This window comes from Pseudomonas sp. N-1-13 (assembly GCF_057787095.1).
On the sequence record NZ_JBYNRI010000001.1, the window covers coordinates 5,510,947 to 5,534,123 of the forward strand.

The 23,177-nt window shown below is 61.2% G+C and carries 16 protein-coding genes; 3 read left to right on the plus strand and 13 right to left on the minus strand.

Going from position 1 to position 23,177, the window contains the following annotated elements; genetic code table 11:
* Positions 1–40 precede the first annotated feature (40 nt).
* The 5 genes from AC3I65_RS24705 to hutC form a co-directional block, all read right to left on the minus strand.
* The gene (locus AC3I65_RS24705) at positions 41–1,009 is read right to left on the minus strand and encodes an ABC transporter substrate-binding protein (protein WP_047226933.1); all 969 of its coding nucleotides are present in this window, start codon (positions 1,007–1,009) and stop codon (positions 41–43) included.
* 69 nt (positions 1,010–1,078) lie between these two features.
* Positions 1,079–2,545: a purine-cytosine permease family protein gene (locus AC3I65_RS24710; protein WP_107323042.1), complete on the minus strand. Its 1,467-nt coding sequence runs from the start codon at positions 2,543–2,545 to the stop codon at positions 1,079–1,081.
* A 137-nt stretch (positions 2,546–2,682) separates the two neighbouring features.
* Positions 2,683–4,371 (minus strand): urocanate hydratase, encoded by a 1,689-nt coding sequence (gene hutU, locus AC3I65_RS24715; protein WP_419417282.1) that lies wholly within the window; start codon positions 4,369–4,371, stop codon positions 2,683–2,685.
* Between the two features lie 446 nt (positions 4,372–4,817).
* Entirely contained in the window at positions 4,818–5,387 is a 570-nt protein-coding gene (locus tag AC3I65_RS24720; protein WP_488524333.1) for a HutD/Ves family protein, read from the minus strand.
* On the minus strand, positions 5,387–6,097 hold the full coding sequence (hutC, locus tag AC3I65_RS24725; RefSeq protein ID WP_171061303.1) for a histidine utilization transcriptional repressor HutC: 711 nt from the start codon (positions 6,095–6,097) through the stop codon (positions 5,387–5,389). Before hutC ends, AC3I65_RS24720 begins: the two co-directional genes overlap by 1 nt.
* 144 nt (positions 6,098–6,241) lie before the next feature.
* On the opposite strand from hutC, the gene AC3I65_RS24730 reads away from it, so the two are divergent.
* Complete coding sequence (locus tag AC3I65_RS24730) at positions 6,242–7,606, plus strand: formimidoylglutamate deiminase (protein WP_488524239.1); 1,365 nt, start codon at positions 6,242–6,244, stop codon at positions 7,604–7,606.
* A 114-nt stretch (positions 7,607–7,720) separates the two neighbouring features.
* Here AC3I65_RS24730 and AC3I65_RS24735 read toward each other — a convergent pair whose 3' ends face one another.
* Positions 7,721–8,290: a lipocalin family protein gene (locus AC3I65_RS24735; RefSeq protein WP_047226927.1), complete on the minus strand. Its 570-nt coding sequence runs from the start codon at positions 8,288–8,290 to the stop codon at positions 7,721–7,723.
* Positions 8,291–8,321: 31 nt separating this feature from the next.
* A complete protein-coding gene (locus AC3I65_RS24740) occupies positions 8,322–8,576 on the minus strand; it encodes a lipoprotein (RefSeq protein ID WP_047226926.1) in 255 nt (84 codons plus the stop codon).
* A 283-nt stretch (positions 8,577–8,859) separates the two neighbouring features.
* Between AC3I65_RS24740 and AC3I65_RS24745 the strand changes: the two genes are divergently transcribed.
* Positions 8,860–10,752 (plus strand): methyl-accepting chemotaxis protein, encoded by a 1,893-nt coding sequence (locus AC3I65_RS24745; RefSeq protein WP_197685214.1) that lies wholly within the window; start codon positions 8,860–8,862, stop codon positions 10,750–10,752.
* Positions 10,753–10,810: 58 nt separating this feature from the next.
* Here the strand turns inward: AC3I65_RS24745 and AC3I65_RS24750 are convergent, their stop codons facing one another.
* From AC3I65_RS24750 to AC3I65_RS24770, 5 genes are all read right to left on the minus strand, one after another.
* On the minus strand, positions 10,811–11,407 hold the full coding sequence (locus AC3I65_RS24750) for a DUF924 family protein (RefSeq protein WP_160893996.1): 597 nt from the start codon (positions 11,405–11,407) through the stop codon (positions 10,811–10,813).
* Positions 11,408–11,410: 3 nt separating this feature from the next.
* Entirely contained in the window at positions 11,411–12,421 is a 1,011-nt protein-coding gene (locus tag AC3I65_RS24755) for a class 1 fructose-bisphosphatase (RefSeq protein ID WP_047226923.1), read from the minus strand.
* A gap of 252 nt (positions 12,422–12,673) precedes the next feature.
* Complete coding sequence (locus AC3I65_RS24760) at positions 12,674–14,041, minus strand: DUF3999 family protein (protein ID WP_419417280.1); 1,368 nt, start codon at positions 14,039–14,041, stop codon at positions 12,674–12,676.
* Positions 14,038–17,619, minus strand: a complete 3,582-nt coding sequence (locus tag AC3I65_RS24765) for a DUF2339 domain-containing protein (protein ID WP_488524240.1) — start codon at positions 17,617–17,619, stop codon at positions 14,038–14,040. The genes AC3I65_RS24760 and AC3I65_RS24765 overlap by 4 nt, the downstream gene beginning before the upstream one ends.
* A 287-nt stretch (positions 17,620–17,906) precedes the next feature.
* Positions 17,907–20,357, minus strand: coding sequence for a glycogen/starch/alpha-glucan phosphorylase (locus AC3I65_RS24770; protein WP_076383354.1), 2,451 nt, complete (start codon positions 20,355–20,357; stop codon positions 17,907–17,909).
* Positions 20,358–20,611: 254 nt separating this feature from the next.
* Between AC3I65_RS24770 and AC3I65_RS24775 the strand changes: the two genes are divergently transcribed.
* Positions 20,612–21,049, plus strand: a complete 438-nt coding sequence (locus tag AC3I65_RS24775; RefSeq protein WP_047226919.1) for a YkgJ family cysteine cluster protein — start codon at positions 20,612–20,614, stop codon at positions 21,047–21,049.
* Between the two features lie 224 nt (positions 21,050–21,273).
* Here the strand turns inward: AC3I65_RS24775 and typA are convergent, their stop codons facing one another.
* Positions 21,274–23,094 carry a translational GTPase TypA gene (typA, locus tag AC3I65_RS24780; protein WP_047226918.1) on the minus strand — a complete coding sequence of 607 codons (1,821 nt, stop codon included), beginning with the start codon at positions 23,092–23,094 and terminating at the stop codon, positions 21,274–21,276.
* Positions 23,095–23,177 lie beyond the last annotated feature (83 nt).

Sequence of the window (23,177 nt, forward strand, 5' to 3'; positions counted from 1 at the left end):
ACGTCCCGGCCAGCCCTAGGGTTGGCCGGGTGTATTCGACCTACAGAGCCGCGTCGATTTTCTTGGCCGCGTCTTCACTGACCCAGGCGTGCCAGACTTCAGGATGTTCCTTCAGGAAGATCTTCGCCAGTTTCGGCGACTCGATCCGCTCCTTGGCCATGCGCCCGAGGTTCTGGTTCAGGATATCGATGGGCAGATTGACCTTTTCCAGCACCGCCACCAGTTCAGGCGCTTCGTCGTGGAAGGTCTTGGACAGGCCGACTTTGATGGTCACGCTTTTGTCCACGCCCGGTTTTTCTTCCAGTTTCACCAGGTCCACCTGACCCATGAGCGGGGTTGGCGACCAGTAGTAGAACAGGATCGGCTCGCCGCGCTTGTAGCTCGACAGCACCGCCGCATCCAGGGCCGGACCGGTGCCGGGGCGGAAGTTGGTGTAGGTTTTTTCCAGGCCATAGCTTTTCAGCATTTCGCTGTTGTCCAGCTCACAGGTCCAGCCGGCCGGGCAGTTGTAGAAGCGGCCCTTGGATGGCTCTTCCTGGTCCTTGAACACAGCGGCGTACTGGCCCAGGTCAGCGATGTTCTTCAGGCCCGGCGCCTTGGCTTCGAGCTTGCGCTTGGCGTCGCCCTCGATCACATAGCGCGGCACGTACCAGCCTTCGATGGCACCCACCACCGGGGCGCCGACGCCGACAACCTTGCCGGCCTTCTCGGCCTTGTTCCAGACTTCACTGCGACCGACCCATTCTTCGGCGAACACCTGAATATCGTTGCTGCTCAAGGCATTCTCCATGGTGATGGAGTTGCCTGGCAGACTGTCGGTCTTGCAGCCGTAGCCTTTTTCCAGCACCACTTGCATGACGTCGGTCAGCAACATGCCGCTTTCCCAGTTCAGACCGGCGAATTTCACCGGCTTGCCCGACTCGCACCAACCCGCCGCTTGCGTGGCGCCGGCACTGGCCAGCAGGCCCATGCAAAGCAATGTGGTCAGCAGGGTCTTGTTCGATTTCATTATGTGACGCTCCTAATCAGTGAATTGGCTTACGGCAGTCAAGAGGCATCCAGCCCTGTCAACATCCCATCAGGCCGCTTGGATGCGACCCGCCCTGCTCGGTTGTGCGTCAACCGCGTCCTGCTCGACCGGCAGGATCAATTGATCGGGTACAGCGCTGTGCCACTTCCTGGCGGCGAGGTAATACAGCACCGCCGGAACCACCAGGCCGATGATCCAGGAAATATCTACACCACCCATGGCTTCCACCAGCGGACCGGTATAGAACTTGGTGGCGATGAACGGCAGTTGAACCAGTACACCGAAGACATAGACGCTGATACCAAGGGCATTCCAACGACCGTAGCGACCGTTCGGGTCGGCCAGCGCCGGCACGTCATAGCGCTCGCGAGTGATGCAGTAGTAGTCCACCAGATTGATCGCGCTCCAAGGCGTAAAGAACGCCAGCAAGAACAGGATGAAAGACTTGAACGCACCGAGGAACGAGTGCTGACCGAGCAGCGCGATCAGGGTCGCCGCGCCGACGATGACCAGCACGAAGCCTAGACGCTGCAAGCGCGTGACGTTCAGGTGACCCCGAAAACCACTGATGATGGTCGCAATGCACATGAAGCTGCCGTAGGAGTTCAGCGTGGAGATAGTGACCTTGCCAAAAGCGATGCTGAAGTACAGCAGCGCAGCGGTGGCACCGGTACCACCCAGGCCAACGATGTAGGCCACTTCGTGACCCGCGAACTGCCCATTGGCCGAGGCGGCGGCAAACACGCCAAGGATCATCGCCACCTGCGCGCCGATGACTGAACCTGCGCCTGCGGCAAAAAAGGTTTTCACCGAGGAAGTCTTGCTCGGCAGGTAACGCGAATAGTCCGCCACGTAGGGGCCGAAGGCGATCTGCCAGGAAGCCGCGAGCGACACCGCAAGCAGGAAACTGCTCCAGCTGAAATGGCGGATTTGCAGGAGTGCGCCAACGTCCGTCTGGCTCATCAGGCGAGCGAACAGGTAAACAAAGGCGATCACACCAATGACGCTGGCGACACGGCCAATGAAGTGAATCACCCGATAACCGAGCACCGTGACCAGCACGATGGTACTGGCGAAAATGAGGATGCCGACACTGTCGCTGACACCAAACAACTGGCCCAGCGCCTGGCCGGAAAGCACGGTTCCGGTTGCGGTGAAACCCAGGTACATCAGGCACACCAGCACGATCGGGATAGCCGCGCCGTACACACCAAACTGCACCCGGCTTGAGATCATCTGCGGCAGGCCAAGCTTGGGCCCTTGCGCGGCATGCAACGCCATGACGCCACCGCCGAGCAGTTGGCCGATCAGCAAACCGATCAACGACCAGAACACATCACCACCCAGCACCACCGCCAATGCGCCAGTGACAATGGCAGTGATTTGCAGGTTGGCACCCATCCAGAGGGTGAACTGGCTCAACAATCGGCCGTGTCTCTCCGCTTCCGGTATGTAGTCGATCGAGCGCTTCTCGATCAACGGCTTGCTGCTTGCGCGTGTGCGGGTGACGGCCATGGTTCAACCTCTGTGGATTGTTCTGGAATTCATCCCTGTGGGAGCGAGCTTGCTCGCGATGGCGGTGGGTCGGTACCTGTTGCATCGACTGATACGCCCTCATCGCGAGCAAGCTCGCTCCCACATGGGCTCCGGGGTTACTTGCCGGTGATCATCGGCAGGTTCAGCCCCTGCTCTTTCGCGCAATCAATGGCGATCTGGTAACCCGCATCAGCATGGCGCATCACCCCAGTACCCGGATCGTTGTGCAGCACGCGGGCAATTCGCTCGGCCGCTTCGTCGGTACCGTCGCAGACAATGACCATGCCCGAATGCTGGGAGAAGCCCATGCCGACGCCGCCGCCATGGTGCAGCGACACCCAGGTCGCGCCACTGGCAGTGTTGAGCAAAGCGTTGAGCAACGGCCAATCGGACACGGCATCGGAACCGTCCTGCATGGCTTCGGTTTCGCGGTTGGGGCTGGCCACGGAACCGGAGTCCAGGTGGTCGCGGCCGATCACGATAGGAGCCGACAATTCGCCGCTGCGCACCATTTCGTTGAACGCCAGGCCCAGCTTGGCACGCTGGCCCAGGCCGACCCAGCAGATACGCGCCGGCAGGCCCTGGAAGCTGATGCGCTCGCGGGCCATGTCCAGCCAGTTGTGCAGATGGGCGTCGTCGGGGATCAGTTCCTTGACCTTGGCGTCGGTCTTGTAGATGTCCAGCGGGTCGCCCGACAGCGCAGCCCAGCGGAACGGACCGATGCCACGGCAGAACAGCGGACGGATATACGCCGGCACGAACCCTGGGAAATCGAAGGCATTTTCGACGCCCTCTTCCTGGGCCATCTGACGGATGTTGTTGCCGTAGTCGAAGGTCGGCACGCCCATTTTCTGGAAGGCCAGCATGGCTTTGACGTGGACGGCCATCGATTGTTTGGCCGCTTTGACCACGGCAGCAGGCTCAGTCTTGGCGCGGGCGCGGTACTCGTCCCAGGTCCAGCCGGCCGGCAGGTAACCGTTGAGCGGGTCGTGGGCGCTGGTCTGGTCGGTGACCATGTCCGGGCGCACACCGCGACGGACCATTTCCGGCAGGATTTCGGCGGCGTTGCCACAGAGCGCGATGGAGATCGCCTTGCCTTCTGCGGTGTATTTCTCGATACGGGCCAGGGCGTCGTCCAGATCAGTGGCCTGTTCGTCGACATAACGAGTCTTGAGGCGGAAATCGATGCTCACCTGCTGGCATTCGATGTTCAGCGAGCAAGCGCCGGCCAGGGTCGCGGCCAACGGCTGCGCACCGCCCATGCCGCCCAGGCCGGCCGTGAGGACCCAGCGCCCCTTGAGGTTGGCGTCGTAATGCTGGCGACCGGCCTCGACGAAGGTCTCGTAGGTGCCTTGGACGATGCCCTGGCTGCCGATGTAGATCCAGCTGCCGGCGGTCATCTGGCCGTACATGGCCAGGCCCTTGGCGTCCAGTTCGTTGAAGTGTTCCCAACTGGCCCAGTGCGGCACCAGGTTGGAGTTGGCGATCAACACGCGAGGAGCGTTGCTGTGGGTCTTGAACACGCCCACCGGCTTGCCGGATTGCACCAGCAGGGTTTCGTCGTCGTTGAGGTTGGTCAGGCTTTCGACGATCTTGTCGTAGCACTCCCAGTTACGCGCCGCACGGCCGATGCCACCGTAAACCACCAGTTCCTTGGGGTTCTCGGCCACTTCCGGGTCGAGGTTGTTCATCAACATGCGCAGCGGCGCTTCGGTCAGCCAGCTCTTGGCGGTCAGGGTGTTACCGCGTGGGGCACGGATTTCAACGTCACGGTATTTTTCGGGTTTGCGGGTAGCGTCGGTCACAGCAAGAACTCCTCAGCGATCAATCCAGACCAGCCCAGGCAATGGGCGCGATTTCCAGGCACGTTACGTTGAGCAATGGTGACTCATACGCATACGTCTTTACTTGTATGTACAAGCATATGCAATCAGGCGGCCAACTTGATGAATGCGCGCCCAAGGAAAACGACGAGCATGGTTGTGAGTCCCGTAATTAAAGGGCTCTAGCGGAAAATGAAATTTCTGAAGGGGATTTTTGGTACTGGAAGGAAGGGCCAATAAAGCGTGGCGTTGCGCCACGCTGGGGCATTCGGTAACAAGTTGGTGCGAGTAGAAGGAACAACGATCAGGCTTTTTGTGGCGAGGGGGCTTGCTCCCGCTGGGGTGCGAAGCAGCCCTATATTTTTTGCGACTGCTGCGCAGTCGAGCGGGAGCAAGCTCCCTCGCCACAATGGCCTACACGTCTGAGGTCAGTGAGCAGTCAGCTCGATCACACAGCACTGGCCAGCAGTTGATATCTCCAGCAATCCGGTGTTACCGCTCAGTTGCAGGCAGTCATAAAGCCCCAGTGCCTCGACAGCCGTATCAATCTTGACCCTCAGCGTCGGAGCCGCACTGAACACCAACACCGTCCCCGCCTCACTGAAAAACCGCTGCTGGCCGCCCATCCACTGCAACCGCGCGCGGTAACGCAGTGGCGCGTAGATCAGGTTGAAATCACGAGTCGGCCCGCCCAGCAACGTACAGTGCACATGGCTCTCGCCGTTGAATGCAAAAGGGTCCAGCGGATGCAAAGCCCGCGTAACCTGACCATCGACGTTCAGCGTCATGCCGTCACCCTGCAAGACACTGATGACCCGCTCGTAACCGGCGAAGCTGGAAAAGCCACCCGACTCAGCAATATCGGCAATCGACAGGCGCCAGCCGAAACCGTCCAGGCCGGTACCCGCATCACGGGTAATTTCTTCGGTGCTGCCGCCGCCGTTTTTCCATGGCATGCGTGGATAATCGGCGGCGCGCAGAACTTTCATCTGCTTGATCATTTATGAAAGCGTCCTTCCAGACGATGACGGGAACCGGGGTGAATCAGGCGCGCGGCGGTTACCGGCTGACGCCCCGACCAGGTGCGGCGGCGAATCAACAGGCATGGCTCGCCCCGTTCGATCTGCAGCAGCTTGCACTCGCTCGCCTCAGCGAGAATCGCTTCAACCACGTGCTCGCCTTCGGTCAGCGGCGCAACCTGATTGAGGTAGGCGTAGGGCGTTTGCAGGGTGAAGTCCTGCTTGAGGTAGTCCGGGGCCACCAGGGCATTGACGAAACGGTCCTCGATTTGCACGGGGATGTCGTTTTCGAAATGAACGATCAGCGAATGGAATACCTTCTGGCCTTCGCGCATGTCCAGGGCCAGGGCGCGCTCGGAACCGGCGGCCTCTTCCTCCAGTGTGATGACCTTGCACGTATGGCGATGGCCTCGGGAGGCGATCTCGTCGGCAATGTTATGCACTTCGAACAACGCCGACTGGCTCTTGGGCTCGGCCACGAAGGTGCCGACGCCCTGCATGCGCACCAACAGGCCGTCGGCGGTCATCTCACGCAGGGCACGGTTGATGGTCATGCGGCTGAAACCCAGCTGGCTGACCAGTTCGCTTTCCGACGGCACGCGGTAATGCGGCGGCCAGTTTCCACTGTCGATCTGCTGGGTGATCATCTGTTTGACGCGGGCGTACAAGGGCGCCGGACTGTCGCCCATGTTTGCGGCCAGCGGCGGTTTGGCAGGCGGAGTCGGCACGGCGGTTCCTTGTTCTGCAAAAGAAGGGTGCTAGCTTGCCGGAGTTTACCGGGCAGGCAAACGTCTGTATATGTATATACAAATTACGCACGATGAGGTTGAACCATGTCCGTCTTCTTTGCCGAACGCGCGCTGCTGCCTAGTGGATGGGCCCATGATGTACGTTTTGAAGTCGACGCCAGCGGCGTCTTGACTCATATCCAGGCCGATTCCCAGGCAAACGGCGCCGAACGGCTGGGCGGGCCACTGTTGCCTGGCATGCCGAACCTGCACTCCCACGCCTTCCAGCGGGCCATGGCCGGGCTGGCGGAAGTGGCGGGCAACCCCAACGACAGTTTCTGGACCTGGCGCGACCTGATGTACCGCCTCGTCGGAAAAATCAGCCCCGATCAGCTCGGCATCATCGCCCGACAGCTGTACATCGAAATGCTCAAGGCCGGTTACACCTCGGTCGCCGAATTCCATTATGTACACCACGACACCGACGGCACGCCTTACGCCGACCCGGCGGAACTGGCCCTGCGCATCAGCCAGGCCGCCAGCGCCGCCGGCATCGGCCTGACCCTGCTGCCGGTGCTCTACAGCCATTCCGGTTTCGGTGGCCAGGCCCCCAATGACGGGCAACGTCGATTCATCAACAGCACCGAAAACTACTTGAAACTTCAGTCACGCTTGCAGCCGATCCTGGCCGGGCAACCAGCCCAGGCGCTGGGTTTGTGTTTCCACTCGCTGCGCGCCGTGACCCCCGGGCAAATCCAGGAAGTGCTGGCCGCCAGCGACCGCCATTGCCCGGTGCACATCCACATTGCCGAGCAGCAAAAGGAAGTCGACGACTGCCTGAGCTGGAGTGGCGCCCGACCGCTGCAATGGCTGTACGAAAACACCGAGGTGGATCAGCGCTGGTGCCTGGTCCACGCCACCCACGCCAATGCTCACGAAGTCAGCCTCATGGCCAGGAGCCAAGCGATTGCCGGCCTGTGCCTGACCACCGAAGCCAACCTGGGTGACGGGATTTTCCCGGCCGTGGATTTCCTCGCCCAGGGCGGACGTCTTGGGATCGGTTCCGACAGCCATGTGTCGTTGAGCGTGGTGGAAGAGCTGCGTTGGCTGGAATACGGCCAGCGCCTGCGAGATCAACGGCGCAACCGCTTGTATCGGGCCGATCAACCGATGGTCGGGCGCACCTTGTTCGATGCCGCGCTGCAAGGGGGTGCCCAGGCGTTGGGACAACCAGTCGGCGCCCTCGAAGTTGGCAAGCGCGCCGACTGGCTGGTGCTCGATGGCAACGATCCGTACCTGGCCAGCGCCAACGGCGATGGGATTCTCAATCGCTGGCTGTTTGCCGGCGGAGATCGTCAGGTGCGGGATGTGATGGTTGGCGGGCAATGGGTCGTGCGTGACGGGCATCATGCCGGGGAGGAGGACAGTGCGCGGGCGTTTACTCAAGTCTTGCGCGAACTGTTGGGTTGACCACAAAACTGTGGGAGCGAGCCTGCTCGCGATGGCGGTCTATCAGTCAACATCTGCGTTGAATGTGACGACCTCATCGCGAGCAGGCTCGCTCCCACATTTGATCGGTGACTATCAATCCGAAGTCTTGGCCATCTGCCGATCCGAGGCACGCCAGATCAACCGTGTTGTGTCGTAACCCTGCTGGCGCGCCTTGCTCAGCAGTTCTTCGCGCACAACGCCATTGACCGTCGGGGTTCGGGACAGCAACCACATGTAGCGACGACTCGGGTCACCGACGATGGCGGTCTTGTAATCATCGCTGACATACAGGACCCAGTATTGCCCCTTCGCCACACCCGGCACGATCCGCGAAAACCAGTTATCAAACTCGACCCAGAGCTTGTCGGTCTTGCCCGGCACTTGAGGCGTTGCAGTGCCCCTGGCTTCTTCCCACTGCCAGTCCGAGGTCAGGCAGCGGTTGAACACATCCACATTGCCGTCAGGCTTGAGGGTGTAGTGGGCTTCCGATTGCGCGCAGTTGCGCTGGAAGTACATCGGTAGACGGGCCAACTCGTACCAGGTCCCTTGGTAACGCTTGAGGTCGACGCTGTTGACAGTCTTTGGCGCCAACGGGTCTTCGCCAGAAGTGGCACAGCCAGCCAATACCAGGCCGGCAAAAAGCACTAACAATAACCGCATCATTATTTTTCTCCCGCGGGCCGGTGGCCCCGGTTTACTTCAGGCCTTGGCCGGAAAACATCAACACTTTGTCACCGGCGTACTGCACGCTGATAAAGCTCTTCTGGTCGCCCCAGGTGCAACTGGACATGCCGAGCGCGCCCGAACAATCGGTCGGTTTCCCCAACAACGCTTCGACTTCGGCCTTGGGCATGCCGGCAGACAGTTTCGAATAGTTTTCCTGGTTGACCTTGCTGCATGCCGTCAACAAGACGCACAGGGACAACAGGGCGATAGATCGCAGCGACATGGTGTAACTCCTGGAACGGAAGGGGGTGGCAGGGTGCCAACCAGAACCTTAGAAGAGAAAACCCCTATCTGGTTCCCCGACAGACCCAGTATTTGTTGGGCTTTGGGCCGGTGTTTCATGGATGAATCAACCCGTTTGTGACGCCGTCGTGTATTTCGTCGGGATTAGCCTGCACGCGCCTGATTCAAAGCGCTTTGGAGCCGATAAAAAGAGCAGCGCGATGCCAGGTGTTATGGCAAATTGACGCCCCTTCCTGACCAGCTCCTCTGCGGTAGCGTTCTTAATGACCAGAAACATGAAATTCAGCCACAAAATCCTGCTGGCTGCTGCGCTCGTGGTAGCCGTTGCATTCGCCTGCTTCATCCTGTTCAACGACTACCGTCAGCGCCAGGGCTTGCAAGCCAGCACCGAGACCTCCATGCAGGAGCTCGGCAGCCTGACCAGCCGCAACATTCAAACCTGGGTCGAAGGCCGCACCCAATTGCTGCAATCGTTGGCCCAGCAGATTGCCGTGGACGGCAGCAGTGCCGATAGTCTCAAGCGCGCCGTGGGCCTACCGGCCTACACCGGCAACTTCCAGCTCAGCTATTTCGGTGGCACCGACGGCGTGATGTTCTCGGTACCGGCCGGCAATCGTGCGGCCGACTACGATCCCCGCGCCCGTGGCTGGTACAAGGCCGCCAACAGCGCCCAACAAACCATCGTCACCGAGCCCTACATCGCCGCCTCGTCGGGAAAACTGGTAATAACCGTCGCCACCCCAGTACAGCATCAGAACCAGATGATCGGCGTGGCCGGTGCGGACATCGACCTGTCCAGCGTCAGCGCCATCATCAACTCGCTGAATTTCGGCGGCCACGGCCATGCGTTCATCGTCAGCGCCGACGGCAAGATCCTCATCCACCCCGACAGCAAGCGCGTGCTCAAGACCCTGGCCGAGGCCTACCCTGACGGTGCACTGCACGTCAGCCCAGGCATGAAAGAAGTCGAGCTCGACGGCAAGACTCAATACCTCTCCTTCACGCGGGTCAACGGCGTACCGGGGGCCGACTGGTACGTGGCGCTGGTGCTCGACAAGAACACTGCCCTGGCGATGCTCAGCGAGTTCCGTACTTCGGCGCTGATCGCCATGGTGATTGCCGTAGTATTCATCATCGCCCTGCTGGGCATGCTGATCCGCGTGCTGATGCAACCGCTGCTGACCATGGGCCGCGCCATGCATGACATCGCCGAAGGCGAAGGCGACCTGACACGCCGTCTGACCATCCATGGCCAGGACGAATTCGGCGCTCTGGGCACGTCGTTCAACCGTTTCGTGGAGCGTATTCACACGTCGATCCGCGAAGTGGCCTCGGCCACCGGTCTGGTCAACGAAGTCGCACTGCGTGTGGTCAGCGCGTCAAACTCGTCGATGGTCAATTCCGATCAGCAGGCTTCACGCACCAGCAGCGTGGCCGCGGCGATCAACCAGCTCGGTGCCGCCGCCCAGGAAATCGCCCAGAACGCCGCCCTCGCCTCGCAACATTCCAGCGATGCCCGCAGCTTGGCCGAAGATGGTCAACACGTGGTGGATAAAACCATCACCGCCATGCAGCAGTTGTCCGCCAAGATCAGCGATTCGTGCGGCAACATCGAAACCCTGAACAACAATACGGTGAACATCGGCCAGATCCTTGAGGTGATCACCAGCATTTCCCAGCAAACCAACCTGCTCGCCCTGAACGCCGCCATTGAAGCCGCCCGGGCCGGTGAAGCCGGTCGCGGCTTCGCGGTGGTGGCCGATGAAGTGCGCAACCTGGCTCATCGCACCCAGGATTCGGCGCAGCAGGTGCAGAAGATGATCGAGGAGCTGCAAGTCGGCGCCCGGGAAGCGGTCCTGACCATGACCGACAGCCAGCGCCAGAGCGAAAGCAGCGTCGGCATCGCCAACCAGGCCGGCGAACGCCTGGGCAGCGTGACCCAGCGCATCGGTGAAATCGACGGCATGAACCAGTCCGTGGCCACCGCCACAGAAGAGCAGACCGCCGTGGTGGAATCGATCAACGTCGACATCACCGAAATCAACACGCTGAACCAGGAAGGCGTGGAAAACCTGCAAGCGACATTGCGGGCCTGTGCTGACCTTGAACAGCAAGCGGCGCGGTTGAAGCAGTTGGTGGGTAGTTTCCGAATCTAGTGCCCGGGCGGGCCCATCGCGAGCAGGCTCGCGATGGCGATAGTAGCCGCAACGCAATCTAGAACCTGGACCCAGGCCTGTTCAAAAACTCGATTTCATCAGCCGTGGACTCACGCCCCAACACCGCATTGCGATGGGGGAAACGTCCAAACTGCGCAATGATCTTCTGATGCCGCTCGGCGTAATCCAGGTTGTCTTCGAACACCGCCCGATCCGCCTCGGGCTGCTCGCGGGTCAGTTCGATGAAACGGGACACCGCTTCATTCTGCACCGCCAGGTTTTCGCAATGTTCGAGCACCAGGTAGATGAACACCCGCTGGATAGGTTCGAGTTGCCGGTCGAAACCCGCCGCCATGCCTTGGGCCACCAGCGCTTGGGCACGCAGGTCACCGGAAAAAGCCTTGGGGGAATCGCGAAAGATCATCCGCGGGAGCTGATCAAGCAGCAGCACCAGAGCCAGCCAGCCTTCGGGGCGTTGCGCCCAGTCGGTCAATCCGCCGGCCAGTGCCTGCTCGACCTGATCGCCGAAGCGCTCGTGCGCTTGGCGATCATGCCGTTTGCCGAACCACAGCTTGCCCTTGTCAGCGGCTATTTCGTCCGGCGATTTGGCTGAGCCAAACCACCAATCGAGCAACGGCTGCCAGGGCTGGGCCATGATTTATTCCTTGTGGTAGGCCGTGGCGCGGGCGACTTCTTCCTTCGAGCCAAGGAACACCGCCACACGCTGGTGCAGGCCTTCGGGCTGGATGTCGAGAATACGCTGGTGACCGTCAGTGGACGCACCGCCAGCCTGTTCCACCAGGAACGACATCGGGTTGGCTTCGTACATCAGACGCAGTTTGCCCGGCTTGGACGGCTCGCGGCTGTCGCGCGGGTACATGAACAGACCGCCACGGGTCAGGATGCGGTGTACGTCCGCGACCATCGCGGCGACCCAGCGCATGTTGTAGTTCTTTTTCAGCGGACCTTCTTCACCGGCCAGCAATTCGCCCACGTAGCGTTGTACCGGGGCTTCCCAGTGACGCTGATTGGACATGTTGATGGCGAATTCCTGGGTGGTTTCAGGAATGGTGATGTCTTCGTGGGTCAGAACGAAGCTGCCCATCTCACGGTCCAGCGTGAAGCCTTTGACGCCGTCGCCCAGGGTCAGCACCAGCATGGTTTGCGGGCCATAAATGGCATAACCGGCGGCGACCTGTTCGGTGCCTGGCTGCAGGAACGCCTTTTCATTCAAGGCTTCATTCTGGCTCAGGTATTCGTTCGGGCAACGCAATACCGAGAAGATGGTGCCCACTGGCGCGTTGATATCGATGTTCGACGAACCGTCCAGTGGGTCGAACACCAGCAGGTAAGCACCCTTGGGGTATTTGCCTGGGATCTGGTAGGCGTTGTCCATTTCCTCGGACGCCATGCCGGCCAGGTGGCCGCCCCATTCGTTGGCTTCGAGCAGGATTTCGTTAGAGAGCACGTCGAGCTTCTTCTGCACTTCGCCCTGCACGTTTTCGGTGCCCATGCTGCCCAGGACACCACCCAGGGCGCCTTTGGATACGGCGTGGCTGATCTCCTTGCATGCACGCGCCACCACTTCGATCAAAAAGCGCAGATCGGCAGGGGTGTTGTTGCTGCGGGTCTGCTCAATCAAATAGCGACTCAAGGTAACGCGGGACATGGACGGCTCCGAAGAATAGGGGGCGGAAAAACCTGCGCAGTTTAGCGCGAGTCGGGACTTAATTCCTCCTATGAGACGGGGAATGGAGGATTGAGTTCACGGGGTGGCGCCTCGCTTGGGTATTTCTGTTGATTGAGAGGACGCTATCGCGAGCAGGCTCGCTCCCACATTTGATCTTCTGCGGACACAGTTTTTGTATACGACATAAATCCAGTGTGGGAGCGAGCCTGCTCGCGATGGGTGCGCAGCACCTCAGTTTTTGACCGGCGGCTTGCGCAGCAAGCTCAATGCCATCGCCGCGAGGACCAGTACGCTGATCAGCAACACCGCCCACAAGCCGATCTTCTTCCAGTTGGTCTCGACGGTCGCAGAGGGCGTTGCGGCAGCCGATGCCGAGGTCGCCACACCATCGGTCTTCGCCGTACCCAGCGTCGCCAGGCGTGACGGTTTGTAATCGGGCACCAGCGTGGCCAGTGGCAGGCTGGCCGCTTTCGCCGTCGCATTGCCTAGCGCCAGGCTATAGGGCCCCTCGCCACGCGCCAGGAACACCACCTGGGTCGGGCGCACGGCAAAACGCAAGGCTGGCGCTTGGGCACCGAGACCGCCGCCTCGCTCGTCCACCGTCAGCTTCAATTGCTGCACGGTCTGCCCCGACAGCTGCAGTTGGTTTTGCAGCACATCCTGGCCGTTCTGGGTCAGGCGATACAGCAAGCCGCTGCCCAGCGATTGCCACGGCTGGCTGCTTTCACGCCGTCCGGCCAGGGTCACCGGTGCCAGGCTGTTGGCCTGGCTCAGTTCGACCTGCACCTGTTCGACATTCAACCCCATGGGCAACTGCCAAGTGTATTGCCCAGCCTTCGTGGTGCTACCGGCCAAAGGCTGCGACCAGACCAACGGCAACGGCAGGCTTTCGCGACTGCCGCTCTGCAACTGGGCCGAGGTCAACACCGGCGCCGATGACGGCGATTCCCACAACAACCGCAGATAACGCGCCGGCTGTCCTGGCAAGCTGACCTCATGCTGCTCCACCCGCTCATCAGCAAAGGTCAGCCGCGCCACCTGGCCTTCGCCCCACGCCTGCCAGTGTTGCAGGTCGTCACTGGCTTCGATGGTGAAGCGCTGGAAGCCGTCGCGCTCGCTGGTCCAGTCGAGGATCAGCTGCTGCAAGGGCGCCTTGATCGCACTGGCATCCAGCAGCCAGCCGCGCAGTTCCTCCTCCCCCGCCTCGAGCCGGCTGGACGGTTGCACCTGCACCAGCGTGCCGTTGGCGCTCGATTGCACCCGTACGCTGGGCGCGCGCTCGTTGTCATCGGCGGCGTTGTACAACGGGAACCACTTCACGTCGGTGGTGCTGTTTTCCCGGCTCCGGGCCGTCTCGCGAACCAATGCGTAGGCCTGGGCCTGCCCGGCGGCGTTGAACACCCGCAGGTCGCTCAGATCGGTCTGGCGCGCTTGCAACTGAATCTCCAGGGGCAACGCCAGGCGATACCAGGGCCCCTCGCCGCTCAAGGCCAATGGCACCTGATGGGCAAAGTCCGCCGGCTGTTCCTGGGCCGTCACCGACAAGGCCACCCACAACCCCACCACGCCCAACCCGATGCGACTCAACTTGTGACTCAAGACGACACTCCCTCACTGACAGGTATTGGCGGCTCGGTCCGCGAGCCCCCTTCCGGGCGTTTTGGCGGCAGCGGCGCGAAGTAGCCCACCACCAACAGCAATACACCCACGCCGATAAACGACACGATCCGCGCCAGACCGCCACGGTTGCTCAATTCGACAAAGAACAGCTTGGCCACCACCACGGCGATCAACGCCGCACCGATCAGCCAGACCTCACGACGATGGCGCAGATGCCCGCCGATCATCAGGCCCAGGGCAATCAGGGTCCAGACGATGGACAGCCCGGCCTGCACAAACATGGATTCGAGCAACGCATCCAGCTCGAACGGCACGCCGATCCAATGGTGGGCACTGCGCATCACCACGGCGGTGAAGAACGCGAACAGCGACACGCCGGCGATCAACTGGGCGACGTGTCCGGCATGACCCCATCGGATTGCCAGTTGCGCCACCGCGCTGCGGGTCCACGCGTAGACGCCAAACAAGGCGAACAGCAAGCCCAGCTCCAACGGGTTGAGCAGCGGCAAATAGGGTAACGGCTCGGCGCTGCCGTCGCTGAAGGTGTTGGCCAGCCAGAACCAGCCCAGCATCAACAGGGCCAGGGGTGCTGCCGCGTACACACGATATTCGCGCGAATGGGCCGAGACCGGCCACGGCCAGGCCCGCGGCGCGGCCATCAGCACCAGGTACAGGCTCGGCAGAATCGCCCAACCCAGCCAGCGCCAGGCGTTGTACTGCTCGGACAACAGCAGCAGGCCGTAGCGCACCTCCAGCGCCAGCACACCGATCAGCAGCCAGCAACCGAGCACATGGGCGGTGCTGCGCGCCCGGGCCGGTAGCAGCGGTGCCAGACGTTTCAGGGAAAGCAAATGCACGGCGAACACGGCCAACCAGGCCAGCCAGCCGAAATCCGCCGCCGGGTGATAACGGCTGTGCCCAGTCGCGACCAGCACACAGCCGGCCACAGGTATCAGCAAGGTGCATAGCAACCCCATCGCCGGCCATTTCAAACGCAGGGCCAGCAATGCCCACAGCGCTACACTGATTGCCGCGACGATCAGCATCAAATGACCTTGCAGGTGCTGCGGTGCAAAGCGCAGCACTTCGCTGCCCCACGCCAGTGCCCACCAGCCTGCGCCCCAGACCAGCAGCAACTCGGACAACCGCTGCAAGCTCAAGGCCTGGAACACCGCCGACGGATGGCCGCGCTGCAATCGCCATGCGCCCACCAGTGCCGCCAGTCCCAGCACCAGCGGCGTCCAGAACCCGCTGTGGGCCAGGGGCCGCAGATCCTCGGCACTCAGCGGCCCGAGCAGCGCCGACCCGGCGGCAAGAAACGCCGCGCCGCCGATCAACTGCAACAACAGGCCAAACACGAAACTCACGCGCTGCTTCAGGTACAGGCTCAGCCAGATGATCAGCAGGCCGCTGGCCGCCCATACACCGCTCGCCGTTTGCCAGGGCAGGACGAAGAGCACGGCAAGGTTGATCAGCACCAACCCAGCCAGCAGCACCACCGACAGCCCGCGTAGCAATCGGACATCGTTGCGCACCATGTCATCGCGTGCCGCCAACAGCATGCCGCCAATCAGCGCCAGGCCGATCAGGGAGGCGCTGAGCAAACCGCTCCAGCCAGCGCTGAACACGGCGGTCGAATCCCCTTCGGCCCCCTGCAAACGCAACAGAAACAACGCGCCACCCAGCAGTTGTACTGCGAACGCGGTAAACAGGAAGCTGCGCGATTGCAGGCGCAGGCCCGCGAACAGCGTCGCCAGACCGGCCAAGGCCCAGGCGATGGCAGTGCCGTGAGTGAAGAAGAACAACGGCGCCAACAGATAGAGAAAACTCAAGCCCAGCACTGCCAGCACCGGCAGGCCTTGGCGCTCCCAGTGTGTGGCGTGCTCAGGCGCGGTCTTGCGCAACTGGTAGAAACTGAACAGCAAGGCGCCACCCAGCATCAACGCCCCCAGCGGGGCGCCATCGATCAGGCTGCTGTCGCCCTGACGCAACTCGCTGACAAAAGCCAGCGCCGAGCCCAGTTGCAGCAGCAAGGCAAAAGCCCGAGCCAAAGGCCGCTGCTGACGCAGGCCCAGCCAGAAAATCCCCGCCCCTTCCACGGCCCATGCCGCCGCGGTCCACCGAGCATCGAGGCCCAGGGGAATCGCCAGGCTGGCAAAAATCACCCCCAATGCCAGGCAGGTTTCGGCCAACAGGACGGCGCGCCCCCCCATCAATACCCGCGCCAGTCCCATATAGATGATGCCCAGGGCCAGGGCGCTGAACGCTGCGGCGAACTCCAGATGCTGCACCAGCGCGAACTGCAGACCGAACCCCACCAGGGGCGGGCCGAACAACAGGGTGCCGTCCACGTAGTCGCCCTTGCGGGCCGACCAGCGCAATAGCGCATCGCGGCCTTCGTCCTCGGGCCCGTCGCCCATTTCCAGCAGCTTGCGTCGGGTAAACAACAAGCCGATCGCCAGGTACATCAGGAAGAAAACAATCAGGAACGGCTCGGTGCTCCAGAGCAGTTCCGGCCCATAAGAGCGCAAGCCCCAGGCGAAACCGATGCCGAAGGTGCCGACAAAACCAATCAGGTTGAGCAGGCGCCAGGCCTTGAACCAGGCAATCGCCAGAATGCCGGCATTGAGCAGGATGAAGTAGCTGAACAGCGCGACATGGTTACCGCTGCCGGTGGAAGTCAGGATCGGCGCGGCAAACCCGCCCAACGCTGCCACCGCAGCCAGGCCGAGGGCATTTTGGGTGACCGCCAGAATCGCCGAGAACACCGTGACCGCCACCAGCAAGCCCAAGGCCGCTTTCGAGTCGAGCAGCGGATGCAGGCGCATGGCGGCGAACACGGTCAGGTACAGCACGGCGATCCCGGTGCCCTGCAACATCAGCGCGTAGTTGCTGTTGCGCTGGCGCAGCCACCAGCCCAGGCCTAACAGGCCCAACGCACTGGCCGCGACGCCGGCATAACGCAACTCGATGGGCACGACCATGCCTTCAGTGGCATAGCGCAGCAGAAACGCCAGGCCGAGGAACAACAGCACCACCCCGACCCGCAATACGGTATTACCGCCAAACAGCCAGTTACGCGCCCCCGCGACGGCACGCTCGAACAGATTCGGACCACGAGGGGCAGCCGGTTCCGGCTGGACCGGTTTGGGGGCGGCCGGCGCAGACTTCCATACGTCGTCGGGCAACGGCTGACTGGCTTGTGTGGTCATCGCCGGAAGGGCTTCAAGGTCAGGCGGCAGTTCCCAGACTAGCTCCGGCTCAGGTGGGATTTCGGATTCCGGTGCCTGGGCCACGACGATCTCGGGCGATGGCGGCGGTTCGGAGGCTGCGACCGTGCTGCGCTCAAGCGCGATCAGCCGCTGCTCCAGTGCGCTCAAGGTGCGCTGGGCCGTTTGCAACTGGTTCTGCTGTTCGGCGGCGTGGGCGCCGAGGCGACGCAGACCAATCCCCTGAGCGATGCCAAGGCCCAGCAACGCGCCTATCAGCGCATCGGCGAACGACTCATCCACCACCCAGCCAAATGCCAGGCCCAACAGCATCAAAATCCATTGCATGGTCGATATCCCTAAGCGGCCCTTTGCGGGCGTAACCGGGGTGAAGCGGTGCCTGGTTCAGTCTAGTGGAACCACACAAACCTTGTGGGAGCGAGCCTGCTCGCGATAGCGGTCCGTCAGTTACCAAACAGGTTGGCTGACACACCGTTATCGCGAGCAGGCTCGCTCCCACAATGGATTGCTGGCGCCTCAAGCACTAAATCGGCCACACAGCCCGGCGAAACTGGCGCTTAGTATATCGACCAAGCCCAACCACCGTTGGGCTTCGCTCACATTTCCTGCAACTGCTACTCCAGGGCTTTCCAGATGTCGGTGGCGTATTCCCGAATGGTCCGGTCGGAGGAAAACCAGCCCATGCGCGCGGTGTTGAGCACCGCCGAACGCCACCAGTGCTGGGCGTCGTGCCAACGTTCTTCGACCCTGGCCTGGGCATCCCAGTAAGAGTCAAAGTCGGCGCAGACCAGAAAGCGATCGTAATCCACCAGCGAATCGACAAGCCCGGTGTAGCGCATCGGATCGTCCGGCGAAAACACCCCGCCGCGAATAGCCTGCAACACATCGTTGAGGCGATGGGACGCGGCAATGTCCGGCGCGGCACTGAACTCGCCGTTCTGCTTGCGGGCCTCCACCTGCTCGGCCGTCAGGCCGAAAATGAACATGTGCTCACCGCCCACGCGCTCATGCATCTCCACGTTGGCGCCGTCCATGGTGCCGATAGTCAGCGCACCGTTAAGACCGAACTTCATGTTACTGGTGCCTGACGCTTCAAAACCGGCCGTGGATATCTGCTCGGAAAGGTCCGCCGCCGGGATGATGCTCTCGGCCAGGCTGACGTTGTAGTTGGGCAGGAACACCACTTTGAGCAGGCCACGCACGGTCGGGTCGTTGTTCACCACACGGGCGATATCGTTGGTCAGCTTGATGATCAACTTGGCCTGGTGATAACTGGCGGCGGCCTTGCCAGCGAAGATTTTCACCCGTGGCACCCAGTCCACTTCCGGTTCGGCGCGGATCGCCTGGTACAGCGCCACCGTGTGCATCAGGTTGAGCAACTGACGCTTGTATTCATGGATCCGTTTGACTTGCACGTCGAACATCGCCGCCGGGTTCACGGCAACCCCCAACCGCTCGTGAATCAGATGCGCCAAGGCCTTTTTGCTGTGCAGGCGCTGTTCGGCGAACTGTTTGCGGAACGCCGGTTGATCCGCGAACGGCTCCAGCTCGATCAGGCGCTCCTCGGGGTTGTCGAGCACACTCGGGCCCAGGGCATCGACCATCATCGAAGTCAGTTCAGCGTTGGCCTGAAACAGCCAGCGGCGGAACGTGATGCCGTTGGTTTTGTTGTTGATCCGCTCGGGGTAGAGCTTGTGCAGCTCGGAGAACACCGTGCTGCGCATCAGTTGCGTGTGCAATCCGGACACACCGTTGACGCTGTGTGAACCGAGAAAGGCGAGGTTGCCCATGCGCACCCGGCGGCCGTTGTCTTCTTCGATCAGCGACACCGCGCGCAGCACGTCGAAATCGTGCACCCCCTTGGACCGCAGAGCATCGATGTGCTGGGCGTTGATCAGGTAAATGATCTGCATGTGTCGGGGCAACATGCGCTCCATCAGCCCCACTGGCCAGGTTTCCAGGGCTTCGGGCAGCAGCGTGTGGTTGGTGTAGGAGAGCGTGTCCTGGGTGATCTGCCAGGCGGCGTCCCAGGCCACGTCGTAGACGTCCACCAATTGGCGCATCAACTCGGCCACGGCGATCGACGGGTGAGTGTCGTTGAGCTGGATCGCCGCGTGGTCGCCCAAGGTCAATACCGAGGTGTGCATGTTGCGATGACGGCGCAACAAATCCTGCAGCGAGGCGGCGACGAAGAAATACTCCTGGCGCAGGCGCAATTCCTGGCCCGCCTCGGTGCTGTCGGCCGGGTACAGCACGCGGGAGATACTTTCGGCCCGGGCCACTTCCGCCACGGCACCCAAATGGTCCCCGGCGTTGAAGCGTTCCAGGTGCAGCTCTTCCATGGCGCGGGCGCGCCACAGACGCAGGGTGTTGACGCTGGCACCGCGCCAACCCACCACGGGGGTGTCATAGGCGATGGCTCGCACGGTTTCACCCGGAGACCAGACTTGCTTGGTATTGCCGGAGGCGTCGGTCACGGTCTCGACGCTGCCGCCGAAGCCGATCGGGTAAACCACTTCCGGCCGCTCGAACTCCCAGGGGTTGCCGAAATCCAGCCAGTGTTCGGTTTGCTCCTGCTGCCAGCCATCAACGATGGCCTGGCGAAACAGGCCGTGCTCGTAACGAATGCCGTAGCCATGGCCGGCAATGCCCAAGGTGGACATGCTTTCCATGAAACATGCCGCCAACCGGCCGAGGCCGCCGTTGCCCAACGCCGCATCGGGTTCGAGCAGGCGAATGCGCTCCAGATCCACGCCCAGTTCGGTCAAGGCTTCGCGCGCAGTGTCCAGCAGGCCGAGGTTGCTCAGGCTGTCATAGAGCAAGCGGCCGATGAGAAATTCCAGGGAGAGGTAATAAACGCGCTTCTGGCCCTTGCGGTAAATCTGCCGCGTGTGGTCCATCCAGTGCTCGACCATATGGTCGCGGGCGGCCAGGGCAATGGCTTCGAACCAGTCGTGATCAAACGCATGATCCGGGTCCTTGCCGACGGCGTAAGTGAGTTTGGTCAACACGGCATCGCGAAATGCAGCCACTTCGGCTTCGCGAACAAGTGGTTCTTGAGTCATTGATGAGACCTCGAACGAGCATGAAATTGTCTGAGCCTAGACGGTCTGACAGGCACTACAGGCGCAGGTTCGTTGGTTTTTCCATAGCGACGGAGAATCGCCGCCAGGGAATTGCCGTATGGGCGAATGAATGCAGGGGCCGTGCCGGTCCTGGGAGAGTTTTACCGGGCTCGAAAAAAAACCGGCAGATGGTCGTTCAAAATTTCACCAGTCCCGGTATGATCGCGCGCCCTGATGCATGCTGGTAAACCTTGATGATGAAGCCCAACCTGATCGCCGCCGCGGAGATCGACCGAATCGATACCTGGGCCAAGTACTCCGCGCCAATGTGCGGTTCCTGCGTGTCGAGCTGCTGCACACTGCCGGTGGAGGTCAAGATCAAGGACCTGATCCGGATCGGTATCGTCGATGAATTCGAACTGGGCGACCCGCCGAAAAACATCGCCAAGCGCCTGCAAAAGGAAGGGATCGTCGAGCGCTATAACCAGAAATCCGAAATCTTCACGCTCCAGCGCATGAGCAACAATGATTGCCTTTATCTGGATCGCAAGAGCCGGTTGTGCACCATTTATGAGAAACGCCCGGATACCTGCCGCAACCATCCGCGGGTCGGGCCGCGCCCGGGGTACTGCGCCTACAAGCCCAAGGAAGTGGAGCGCGAGCGTAATCCGCGGACGTTGGACAAATTCTGATCGAATGATGTTTTAGCTGCGCCTGGAACATCGCCATCGCGAGCAAGCTCGCTCCCACAGGGGATTTGCGGTGGATACAGATTTTGTGTCCGACCTGAATCCCTTGTGGGAGCGAGCTTGCTCGCGATGGCGCCCTGACAGCCACTACATAACTTCCAGGCATAAAAAAACGCCCCCGATCTCACGACCGGGGGCGTTTTTTTAGCCGCTAACTAAGTCGAAACTCAGTTACCGCTTTTCTTGGCGGCGCGGGTACGCTCGCTTTCGCCAAGGATCTTCTTACGCAGGCGAATCGACTTAGGCGTCACTTCGCACAGTTCGTCTTCCTGCACGAACTCCAGCGCTTGCTCCAGAGTGAACTTGACCGGCGGAACCAATGCGATGGTTTCGTCTTTGCCCGAAGCGCGCATGTTGTCGAGCTTCTTGCCTTTGGTCGGGTTCACGCCCAGGTCGTTGTCACGGCTGTTGAGGCCGACGATTTGACCTTCGTAGATGTCCTGGCCGTGCTCGACGAACAGCTTGCCGCGCGCTTGCAGGGTTTCCAGCGAGTAGGTCAGTGCCTTGCCGGTCGCAACCGATACCAGAACACCGTTCTGACGGCCGGACATGTCGCCGGACTTCATCACGTCATAACGATCGAAGATCGAAGTCAGGATGCCGCCACCGGAGGTCAGGGTCAGAAACTCGTTACGGAAACCGATCAGGCCACGGGCCGGGATGTTGTACTCAAGGCGCACACGGCCCTTGCCATCCGGAACCATGTTGGTCAGGTCGCCTTTACGCAGGCCCATTTGTTCCATGATCGCGCCCTGGGATTCTTCCGGCAGGTCGATGGTCACGTTTTCGTACGGTTCGTGCTTGACGCCGTCAACCATACGGATGATCACTTCAGGACGACCTACGCCCATTTCGAAGCCTTCGCGACGCATGGTTTCGATCAGAACCGAGAGGTGCAGCTCACCACGGCCGGAAACCTTGAACTTGTCGGCCGAGTCGCCTTCTTCAACGCGCAGTGCCACGTTGTAGAGCAGCTCCTTGTCCAGACGCTCCTTGATGTTACGGCTGGTCACGAACTTGCCTTCTTTACCGCAGAATGGCGAGTCGTTGACCTGGAAGGTCATGGAAACGGTTGGCTCATCGACGGTCAACGGCTTCATCGCTTCGACGTTCAGTGGGTCGCACAGAGTGTCGGAGATGAACAGTTGCTCGAAGCCGCTGATGCAGACGATGTCGCCGGCAGCTGCTTCTTCAACGTCGATACGGTGCAGGCCGTGGTGACCCATCAGCTTGAGAATACGACCGTTGCGCTTCTTGCCGTCGGCGTCAATAGCCACGACCGGCGTGTTCGGCTTGATGCGACCACGGGCGATACGGCCAACACCGATAACACCCAGGAAGCTGTTGTAGTCCAGGGCCGAGATTTGCATCTGGAACGGACCGTCACGGTCGACTTTCGGCGCAGGTACGTCGTCGACGATCGACTGGTACAGCGGGGTCATGTCTTCGGCCATGTTGGTGTGGTCCAGACCGGCAATACCGTTCAGGGCCGAGGCGTAGACGACTTTGAAGTCCAGCTGTTCTTCGGTGGCGCCCAGGTTGTCGAACAGGTCGAAAATCTGGTCCAGAACCCAGTCCGGACGCGCGCCTGGACGGTCAACCTTGTTGATGACCACGATCGGACGCAGGCCGGCTTCGAAAGCCTTCTTGGTCACGAAACGGGTTTGCGGCATAGGGCCGTCCTGGGCATCGACCAGCAGCAGCACGGAGTCGACCATCGACATTACGCGCTCTACTTCACCACCGAAGTCGGCGTGGCCCGGGGTGTCCACGATGTTGATGTGGTAGCCATTCCAGTTGATGGCGGTGTTTTTCGCCAGAATAGTAATACCGCGCTCTTTTTCCTGGTCGTTGGAGTCCATCACGCGCTCGTCGTTGAGCTCGTTGCGCTCCAGAGTGCCGGATTGACGCAAGAGTTTGTCTACCAGGGTGGTCTTACCATGGTCAACGTGAGCAATGATGGCGATGTTGCGTAGATTTTCGATCACTTGTGTATCTCGATCAGAGGATTCGGTGTGCTGACAGGTCGTGGCAGCGATTTACGTTGAGTCCGACAAAGCCGTTACAGCCT

What these genes read in the sequence shown, in the direction of transcription:
- AC3I65_RS24705 (WP_047226933.1), bottom strand. Translation starts at nt 1,009, where the DNA reads ATGAAATCGAACAAGACCCTGCTGACCACATTGCTTTGCATGGGCCTG.
- AC3I65_RS24710 (WP_107323042.1), bottom strand. Translation starts at nt 2,545, where the DNA reads ATGGCCGTCACCCGCACACGCGCAAGCAGCAAGCCGTTGATCGAGAAG.
- hutC (WP_171061303.1), bottom strand. Translation starts at nt 6,097, where the DNA reads ATGGGCGACAGTCCGGCGCCCTTGTACGCCCGCGTCAAACAGATGATC.
- AC3I65_RS24730 (WP_488524239.1), top strand. Translation starts at nt 6,242, where the DNA reads ATGTCCGTCTTCTTTGCCGAACGCGCGCTGCTGCCTAGTGGATGGGCC.
- AC3I65_RS24735 (WP_047226927.1), bottom strand. Translation starts at nt 8,290, where the DNA reads ATGATGCGGTTATTGTTAGTGCTTTTTGCCGGCCTGGTATTGGCTGGC.
- AC3I65_RS24740 (WP_047226926.1), bottom strand. Translation starts at nt 8,576, where the DNA reads ATGTCGCTGCGATCTATCGCCCTGTTGTCCCTGTGCGTCTTGTTGACG.
- AC3I65_RS24745 (WP_197685214.1), top strand. Translation starts at nt 8,860, where the DNA reads ATGACCAGAAACATGAAATTCAGCCACAAAATCCTGCTGGCTGCTGCG.
- AC3I65_RS24750 (WP_160893996.1), bottom strand. Translation starts at nt 11,407, where the DNA reads ATGGCCCAGCCCTGGCAGCCGTTGCTCGATTGGTGGTTTGGCTCAGCC.
- AC3I65_RS24755 (WP_047226923.1), bottom strand. Translation starts at nt 12,421, where the DNA reads ATGTCCCGCGTTACCTTGAGTCGCTATTTGATTGAGCAGACCCGCAGC.
- AC3I65_RS24765 (WP_488524240.1), bottom strand. Translation starts at nt 17,619, where the DNA reads ATGCAATGGATTTTGATGCTGTTGGGCCTGGCATTTGGCTGGGTGGTG.
- AC3I65_RS24770 (WP_076383354.1), bottom strand. Translation starts at nt 20,357, where the DNA reads ATGACTCAAGAACCACTTGTTCGCGAAGCCGAAGTGGCTGCATTTCGC.
- AC3I65_RS24775 (WP_047226919.1), top strand. Translation starts at nt 20,612, where the DNA reads ATGATGAAGCCCAACCTGATCGCCGCCGCGGAGATCGACCGAATCGAT.